Source organism: Candidatus Cryptobacteroides sp., from assembly GCF_056207615.1.
Window position 1 is genome coordinate 1 of sequence record NZ_JBAEER010000081.1, and the last position, 8,276, is coordinate 8,276.

Sequence of the window (8,276 nt, forward strand, 5' to 3'; positions counted from 1 at the left end):
TTCTTTCGACTCCGGAGGGGCGAGCAGCCTCGCCGTGGAGTCGCATCCTTCTACGAAGAAAGCGACCAATAACCACTTATTAGTCGCCTTCTTTCTTTTATATGGTTCGTAGGAACTAGCGAAGCAAGTCTTCCATGTGGACAGATGCTGCTGTCTTCTCGTCACGATACTTGACGATAACCGGGCAGTAGAGATGCGCTCCGAGCTCAGCACCATGACCCTTGGTGATAGGACGGCTTCCGGAAACCACGACCGCATTCTCTGGAACGACTACCCTGCCGTCCTCGTTACGAGGGACGAACTCACCGGTAGTAGAATCGAAGATTGCAGTAGCCGCGGTGATGATCACGCCGCTGGCGATGACTGCGCCCGAACGGACGATGGTACCCTCATAGATACCGCAGTTGCCACCGACGAAAGCGTTGTCCTCGATGATGGTAGGAAGAGCGCCGGCAGGCTCGAGCACGCCGCCGATCTGGGTAGCTGCCGAGATATGCACATGCTTTCCGACCTGTGCGCATGAACCGATGGTAGCATGGCTGTCGACCATTGAGCCCTCATCGACGTATGCACCGACGTTAACATATGCAGGAGGCATCACGATAACCGATGGAGCAAGGTACGCACCTCTGCGGATGCTGCTGCCGCCGGGAACGATGCGAACACTATCTGCTGCGGTGAACTTTCTCACCGGATAGGTATCCTTGTCGAGGAAGGAGAACTGTCCCTCGGACATGTCCACGATCTTACCGAGCTTGAAGCCGGAAAGTATCACTTCCTTCACCCATCTGTTGACCTGCCACTTGCCGTCAACCTTTTCTGCCACACGGATGGTTCCAGCCTCGAGGCCGGCCATCACTTCATTGAATCTGTCAAGTTCTGTATTCATATCTGATTACGGGGATTTTAATAGAACAACTCAACCTCTGCCACGAAGACGTCCATTGCAAAGCTCTCCACAATACCCTCCTTGGAAGCTTCAAGCTTCATGGTTATGCTGTCGATGTCACCGAGACCCTCGAGCTTGAGCATGGTCCATGTCTTCACAGGGACACCCTTGTCGAAGAGCTTGAGGGTTGCATCACCTGTCTTATGTGCACCCTTGTAGCCGGTCACGGTCACGCTGGCCCAGTCAGACTCCGTAAAGCCGTCCTCGCCGAGTGCGCGCACCACGCTCTCTGTAGTGTTTGCAAAGAAGATAGCCTGAGCCTTGCATGTGCTTGATGGATCTGCGTTATGCTCTATGGTGATGAGTTTCATGGAGTTGATGGACTCGTCAGCAACCTTCCTGTAGATCATATAGTGGTTGCTCTCGAGCTTCTTGTCGCAGTCATACACTACGAACGGATCGGGATCCTTCTCCCTGTCCACGAGAACGGTATCCTTCTGATAGCAGAAGGCAAAGCCGCCGAGATAATCCTTATTGTCATCGTCAGTCCTCTTTCCGCAGAACTTCGCAATATCGAAATACATGTCGTACTTGTTGAAGTGAGTCGACTCCCCAAAGAATTCCGAATCCTTCAGGCCCTCGTATTCGAAGGACGTAAGCATGGTATACTTATAGGATGAACTACCTCCATTGAGGCACGATGTCATGGTCAATGCAGCTGAGATGGCTGCGACGATAAGGATTATTCTCTTCATATCTGTTCTTATATTATAAGCTAATTTCAAATTCCTCAAGTTTTTCCGCAGGTCCGGTCAGATATACGGAAGATGCAGCGAAGCCCCCATCCGTTGCAGGGATGAAGTCCACGGCGAGCGCATCTCCCCTCCTCGCAAGGATGTCGTAGCGCACGCGCTCGCTCTCACGGGAAGATGGTTCAACTCCTCTATGGTAAGAAGCCATCGCAGAAGCAACAATACCCGTGCCGCAGGCAAGGGTCTCTGCCTCCACTCCCTTCTCGAAGGTGCGGACGACAAGACGCCCGTCAGAAGGCTCCACGAAGTTCACGTTGGTACCCTGAGGTGCAAAGGCCGCGCGATGGCGAACCTCCCTGCCGACATTCTCCACGTCGACCGCGTTCACGTCATCCACCAGACGCACGAAATGGCGGGTTCCCGTATTGAGGAAGTCGCCGTCCTCGTACCCGGTGATGCCATCCACGTCAATCATCTTGAGGCGTACCGTCTTCACGGCTCCGTCGTCTGCGAGTATCTCGGCCTCATGCTCTCCGTCCGGAGCAAGGAACCTGCATGAATCACCTACCACTCCCATGTCCTTGGCAAAAGCCACGATGCACCTTCCGCCGTTGCCGCACATCATTCCTCCGGATCCGTCGGAATTGAAGTAGAGCATGGTGAAGTCATGGGTATCGGAAGCCTCAAGTATCATGAGGCCGTCGGTGCCATACTCGGCACAGAGGCGGCTGATCACATCGACCTCCTGAAGAGCGGCGCACGAAACCGCGCGGCCGTCAGCGATGAGGAAATCGTTTCCTGCTCCCGTATAGTGATGAAGTACCATTAGCCTAAGAGTTCCTTGAGAGTGTTTCGCATGATGTCCTCCGTGCGCTGGGTAGCAGGCACGAGAGGAAGCCTGAGGCTGTTCTCCATGAGTCCGAGCTGGGCCATGGCGGCCTTTGCTGGGATAGGGTTGCTCTCGATGAAGCAATCCCTGAACAGAGGAGAGAGACGATGGTGAAGCTCGCGCGCCTTGACGAGGTCACCGGCCTTCATGAGCCTGGTGAGCTCGACCATCAGCGCCGGAGCGATGTTCGAAGCGACGCTTATGACGCCCTGCGCGCCGGTTGCCATGAGCGAGAGGGTCTCATTGTCGTTTCCGCTGAGGACTGAGAAGCCCTCCGGACGGTGACGGAGAATCTCGCTGATCTGCGAATAGCGCGAAGAAGCCTCCTTGATGGCGATGACGTTCTCCACCTCCTCTGCGAGTCGGAGAGTGGTCTCGGCGCAGATGTTGACGCCGGTTCGACCTGGCACGTTGTAGAGGACTATGCCCTTGTCGGTAGTCTCAGCCACGGCCTTGAAGTACTCGAAGAGACCTTCCTGGGTAGGCTTGTTGTAGTAAGGGGCGACGATGAGATATGCGTCCGGAGAATATGGCTCCAGCTCGCGCATGTTCTTCACCGTACCCACGAGTGAGTTGGTGCCGCCGCCAACGACGATAGGACGTCCGGCAGCATGCTGCTTGGTGATTGCGAGAAGACGGAGCTTCTCCTCTACGCTAAGACAAGGAGTCTCGGCGGTAGTGCCAAGAGGCACGAGTATGTCGATGCCAGCCTCAACCTGACGGTCTACGAGCGAGGCATAGCAGTCATAGTCAACTTCCGCTCCCTTGAACGGAGTGAGCAGGGCTGTACCACAGCCTTCGAGAAAGAGTTTTTTCATCGGAACAGGAGGTCTTTGAATTCTGCCGCACCCTGAAGTCCTTCAGTAAGGATGGCAGCAGCGACGGCACCCTCTGCGAAGCCTTCGCGAGAGTATGCCTCATGGGTGAAGGAAAGCTTGTCGCAAGCACCGGCGAACTCCACTGTGTGGATGCCGGGAACCTCTCCGATACGCTCTGCCGAGATCTCCGGATTGACACCGAGTCCCTCTGCCACGAGCGCTGCGAGGCTCTTGGCGGTTCCGCTTGGAGAGTCGAGCTTGTGGATGTGATGTACCTCATGGACATGAGGCTCGTAGCCATGGCCCTTGAGAAGCTCTGAAGCCCTCTGGACTGCGGCGAAGAGCACGTTCACGCCGATAGAGTAGTTCGATGAATATACCACAGGGGTGCCGCACTCAGCGAAATAGCCGAGCACCTCGTCCTTGATGTCGTTCCAACCGGTGGTGCCGATCACGACAGCCTTGAACTTCCTGGCGATAGCCTTGTAGTTGGCCCTGAAGGCATCAGGGGTGGTGAAGTCGATGCAGACGCTCTCTGCTGCGATGGTGTCGTCGAAGTTGACGATGTCCTCGCTGGCGCCGGCGACCTCGATTCCGCGACGGATGAGCACCGCCTCGATCATGTGGCCCATACGGCCATATCCGCTGATAACTACTTTCATGGCTATTTCTCGAAAAGATAGGTATGTATCTGGCGAACGGCATTGTGTACCTCAGGACGAGCTACTACAAAGCTGATGTTCACGTATGAATCATTCTGTGCGACGGTGACAAGTCGGCTGTTCTTCACCAGGAGCGACGCCTCCTTGAGGGCGAGCTTGAGCTCGGAGATGTTCTTTCCGATGACGGAAATCTGCGCCATCTCATCCTCTACCTCAACCTCGGAGAATAGACTGAGCTTCACGACTGCCGAAGGTACGCGGTCGAGGGAACCGGTGGTAAAGGTGATGCCGTCAGGACCGACGCTGAGAAGGTCGACCTCCACCTTGCACTCCGAGAGCACCTCGAAGGTCTTGGTCAGAAGAGTAGAAGCGTCGTCGACGACTGCGAGGCCCACATGCACGAGGAGAATCTTCTCCTTGCTGGAAACCGACCTTACGCCGTCCTCTATATACTGGCTAGGCACGATGGTGGTACCGGTGCCTTCCGGATTCATGGAATTGAGCACGAGCACCGGAATATTCTTCACGAGCGCCGGCTCGATGGTCTTAGGATGGAGCACCTTCGCGCCGTATGCCGCCATCTCCGCAGCCTCCTCGAAGGAAATCTTCGGGATGCAGAGGGTGTTGTCCACCTTGCGAGGGTCGGCGGAGCGTACGCCGTCCACGTCCGTCCATATCTCGATCTTCGATGCGTCCACAGCCATTCCCATGATCGATGCGCTGAAGTCCGAACCTCCACGTCCGAGCACTGTCTCCTCACCGTCCATGGTGATACCGACGAAGCCCTGGGTGATGATGGCCTCTGCCGCCGCAAAGGCAGCATCGATGACCTTCGGAGCCCTGCGCACGATCTCGTCATAGACCGGAGCACCCTGGAGATAGTCCGGCTCCGTGATCATATAGTCGCGGGCATTGACGTACGAGGTCTTTATGCCGAGGGAGTTCATCTTGCAATAGATCATGTTCGAAGAAAGGAACTCTCCCTTCGAGTTGATGACAGCCTTTTCCCTGTCACCTATCTCACCGACATTGTCGATGAATTCTCCCATCTTGTCACAGATGGAATTGATGCGGCAGAAGGCCTCCTCTCTCCAGAGGTGGTCCTGCGGCATGAGTTCGGTCGCGGTGTCGAGATGCTTCTTCCTGAGCTGGGCAAGAGCCGCCTTGGCGCCCTCACGGTCACCAGCCTCGAGGCTGTCGGAGATCGCGTAGAGCATGTCCGTAACCTTTGACATCGCGGACACGACTACGATAGGGCGCTCCTGGAGCCTGCCCTGCACGATTCCGATCGTTCTCTCGATCGCTTCCCTGCTACCGACGGATGTACCGCCGAATTTCATGATAATCATAAGCGTTCGTATATATACTTGTACTGACGTACGGCAGTCTCGAGATCTGCCTTGAGGACATATTCGTCGTCCCTGTGTGCCACCAGGATAGTGCCTGCTCCGAGAATCATCTTCTCAGGGAAATTGCTCAGATGCGGAGCATCGCTTCCGAAGCTGGCAGGAGCACTCTCGAGTCCGTCTACCGTCATATATTTCTGTGGAATGTCGCCACCGAGAGCCTTGACCTCGATGCGCTGTGCCCAGCGGCTTCCCTCGCCTGCGAACTTCACAGGCTCTGCCATATACTCCTTCACCATCGCGTCGGACACAAAGGTGGTGCGGAAGTAGAGGCGGAAGCTCAGCTCAGGGCTGAGTATGTTCTGCGGATTGTCGCTCACGAGCCTGCCGACGTTCCATGTCGTAGGTCCGAGCAGCTCATCCTCGCCGAAATCGACCGCCTTGAGGTCTGTGTAGAACTCGTTGAAGAGGTCGATCGCGCTGATGCCGTGCTGAGGATAGCCCGAATGGAAGGCTTCGCCGCGGAAACGGACCTCGAAGCCCTTGGTGCCCTTGCTCGCTGACACCATCTTGTTGCCGGTAGGCTCACCGACCACGAGGTACGGTGCCTTGAAAGGGGTCTTTGCGAAGGCCTTCGCGCCAAACGAACCTGTCTCCTCACCGCTGAGGATGAGAAGGCCGAAGCCGCTCTTTCCCTCGGATGCGAGCTCCGCACACGCCGTGAGCATAGTGAAGAGCTGACCCTTAGCGTCGTTACTTCCTCGTCCTTCGAACCTGTCCTCCTTCTCTACAGGTGGAAGGTATGGCGGGACAGTGTCCATGTGGGTACAGAACACGACCTTCGGCTCACCCCAGCACCAGAGAAGGTTCTCCGTGCCGTCACCGACCTCACCTCTGGTGAGCACAGGCATATTGTCCGCACAGCATCCGCTCAGGAAGGTCTCGACCCTGCCTGTGAGATACTCGGAAAATGCCCTCTCGCTACCTGAAGTCGAGTCAATCGAGAGTATGTCGTTGAAAAATCTGTAGTCCATAACCAAAAAACGAGTCCGCTATTCCAGCAAACTCGCAAATTTAAGACAAAATCCCTAAATATCAATCCGTAAGAGGCCTATTTGAACGGTTTGATCTGCACCGTACCCGGAATAACGTCATCTTCCTCGGGAGTGAGGTGGATGATACGCTGATTCGAGCTGCCCCTGAAGTGGAGTTCCGGGTCTTTCAGTGCCATCACGAAAGGTCCGTCTACGAGGGTGTCGATGTACGGGAGCATCTGCGCAAGGTGCGGGTCCGAGAGTATCTCCTCATAGGTGAATCCTGTCCAGCACCAGATGGTCTTGTCGGTCTCCTCCTTGATCCTGCGGGCCAGCTCGGTGAAGGCGTCGACCTGATAGAAAGGGTCGCCCCCGGAGAAGCTGACGTTGCTGAACTCATCCTCCTTGATGATATCCAGGAGCGCCTGCACGTCCATCTCCTTGCCGCCTGCCATATCCCATGACTGAGGGTTGTGACAACCCGGGCAGTGGTGCTCGCATCCTGCGCAATATATCGATGTACGAAGTCCAGGGCCGTCAGCCATGGTCTCCTCAAGTATGTCAAGTACCCTTATCTTCATCCCGATCTAGTTTTTCGAATGATACTCCACAAGACCCTCGATCGGAGCCTTGATGATCTTGCCAATTCGCATGCGGTACTGCTTCGCGATAAGCTCGATCACATCCCTGAAGCCATATCCCACAGAGCCCACGCAGTTGAATTCCATCTGGTCATATCCCGGATAGCGGCTCACCACGTTCCAGAAGAAGTCGTCTATGGCTCCGCGCACGAGCTCCCAATAGTATCCGTCCTCCGCGAAGTGATCTGCCACCACCTTCGCGAATCTTGCGCACCAACGGTTGGGTGCCGGCTTATGGTAGACCTGTTCGATGATTCCCTGCATATCCATTCCTATGGCCTCGGCAGCTACCTCGGCAACCTTTTCCGGCATGTTGCCGCGAAGATAGTCGACTATGTATTTCTTGCCGATATAGGCACCGCCGCCCTCGTCTCCGAGCATGAAGCCCAGCGCAGGCAGCTTGAACCCGATTCCCTTTCCGTCATAGACACAAGTGTTCATCCCTGTGCCCAGTATCGCCGCGAAGCCCGGCTTGTCACCGAGCAGCGCACGACAGGCACCGAGTGTGTCCGAGGTGGCGTGTATGTTCTCGGGCAGAGTCTCGCAGAACACTCCGGCGAGCATCTTCCGCGTCGGTTCCTCCTGCACCGGGGTCACCCCAGCACCGTAGAACCATATCTCGCTGACCTGACCATAGGGAAAGTCCTCCGGGAAGGACGCGACTATATCCTTTGCGATCTCCTCGAAGGACATGAAGCTAGGATTATAACCCGAGGTCTCGAAGGTCTTTGTCGAGGTCCCGTCCAACACCGCCCAGATTGTCTTTGTCGATCCGCTGTCTGCTATCAGTTTCATGTCACAAATATACACAAAAGGCGGCGACCCCAAAGCGCCGGCAGCTCCTTAATACACAAAAAGTGCCGCTTCCGGTGCGGGAGGAAAAGGCTGGCCCGCAAAGGTCAGCCTCATAGTTGTTGCCTAAATATTAACTTGTCTGAAGAATAGTTTACTCTGACTTATAGCCGTTATGGAAAGGATTGCGATAAAAGAACATCCATAACTTACGGTCAGCATCTATTTCAACGTCGTAGCCATCAGAGAAATTACGCAAAGCAGATCTCAATTGATATGGATTATAGGACATTGACTCCAAACTAAAATCATAACACTCGCGCGTACTTCTCATCTCTATTGACAGACAAGGATAATCACGTAACGAGGATTCGGTATGTTTCATGGATAAACTAACACGCCTTATCTCTCTCCAGTCGACATCAATGTTATAGTAGCTCCTGATCTTTATTC

9 protein-coding genes are annotated in these 8,276 nt (G+C 55.1%); all 9 read right to left on the reverse strand.

Features of this window, described 5'->3' with window-relative positions; translation table 11 throughout:
• Positions 1-115: 115 nt before the first annotated feature.
• The gene (locus tag AC06ND_RS04875) at positions 116-889 is read right to left on the reverse strand and encodes a 2,3,4,5-tetrahydropyridine-2,6-dicarboxylate N-succinyltransferase (RefSeq protein WP_475677868.1); all 774 of its coding nucleotides are present in this window, start codon (positions 887-889) and stop codon (positions 116-118) included.
• 17 nt (positions 890-906) lie between these two features.
• Positions 907-1,644, reverse strand: coding sequence for a DUF4465 domain-containing protein (locus AC06ND_RS04880; RefSeq protein ID WP_475677869.1), 738 nt, complete (start codon positions 1,642-1,644; stop codon positions 907-909).
• A gap of 13 nt (positions 1,645-1,657) precedes the next feature.
• Entirely contained in the window at positions 1,658-2,467 is an 810-nt protein-coding gene (gene dapF / locus AC06ND_RS04885) for a diaminopimelate epimerase (RefSeq protein WP_475677870.1), read from the reverse strand.
• On the reverse strand, positions 2,467-3,348 hold the full coding sequence (gene dapA / locus AC06ND_RS04890; RefSeq protein WP_475677871.1) for a 4-hydroxy-tetrahydrodipicolinate synthase: 882 nt from the start codon (positions 3,346-3,348) through the stop codon (positions 2,467-2,469). The genes dapF and dapA overlap by 1 nt, the downstream gene beginning before the upstream one ends.
• Positions 3,345-4,010, reverse strand: coding sequence for a 4-hydroxy-tetrahydrodipicolinate reductase (locus AC06ND_RS04895; RefSeq protein WP_475677872.1), 666 nt, complete (start codon positions 4,008-4,010; stop codon positions 3,345-3,347). Before AC06ND_RS04895 ends, dapA begins: the two co-directional genes overlap by 4 nt.
• Before the next feature lie 2 nt (positions 4,011-4,012).
• Positions 4,013-5,359 carry an aspartate kinase gene (locus AC06ND_RS04900; RefSeq protein ID WP_475677873.1) on the reverse strand — a complete coding sequence of 449 codons (1,347 nt, stop codon included), beginning with the start codon at positions 5,357-5,359 and terminating at the stop codon, positions 4,013-4,015.
• The gene (locus tag AC06ND_RS04905; protein ID WP_475677874.1) at positions 5,356-6,390 is read right to left on the reverse strand and encodes a M20/M25/M40 family metallo-hydrolase; all 1,035 of its coding nucleotides are present in this window, start codon (positions 6,388-6,390) and stop codon (positions 5,356-5,358) included. Before AC06ND_RS04905 ends, AC06ND_RS04900 begins: the two co-directional genes overlap by 4 nt.
• Before the next feature lie 77 nt (positions 6,391-6,467).
• The gene (gene nrdG, locus AC06ND_RS04910; protein WP_475677875.1) at positions 6,468-6,971 is read right to left on the reverse strand and encodes an anaerobic ribonucleoside-triphosphate reductase activating protein; all 504 of its coding nucleotides are present in this window, start codon (positions 6,969-6,971) and stop codon (positions 6,468-6,470) included.
• A gap of 6 nt (positions 6,972-6,977) precedes the next feature.
• Positions 6,978-7,826, reverse strand: a complete 849-nt coding sequence (locus AC06ND_RS04915) for an N-acetylglucosamine kinase (protein WP_475677876.1) — start codon at positions 7,824-7,826, stop codon at positions 6,978-6,980.
• Positions 7,827-8,276 lie beyond the last annotated feature (450 nt).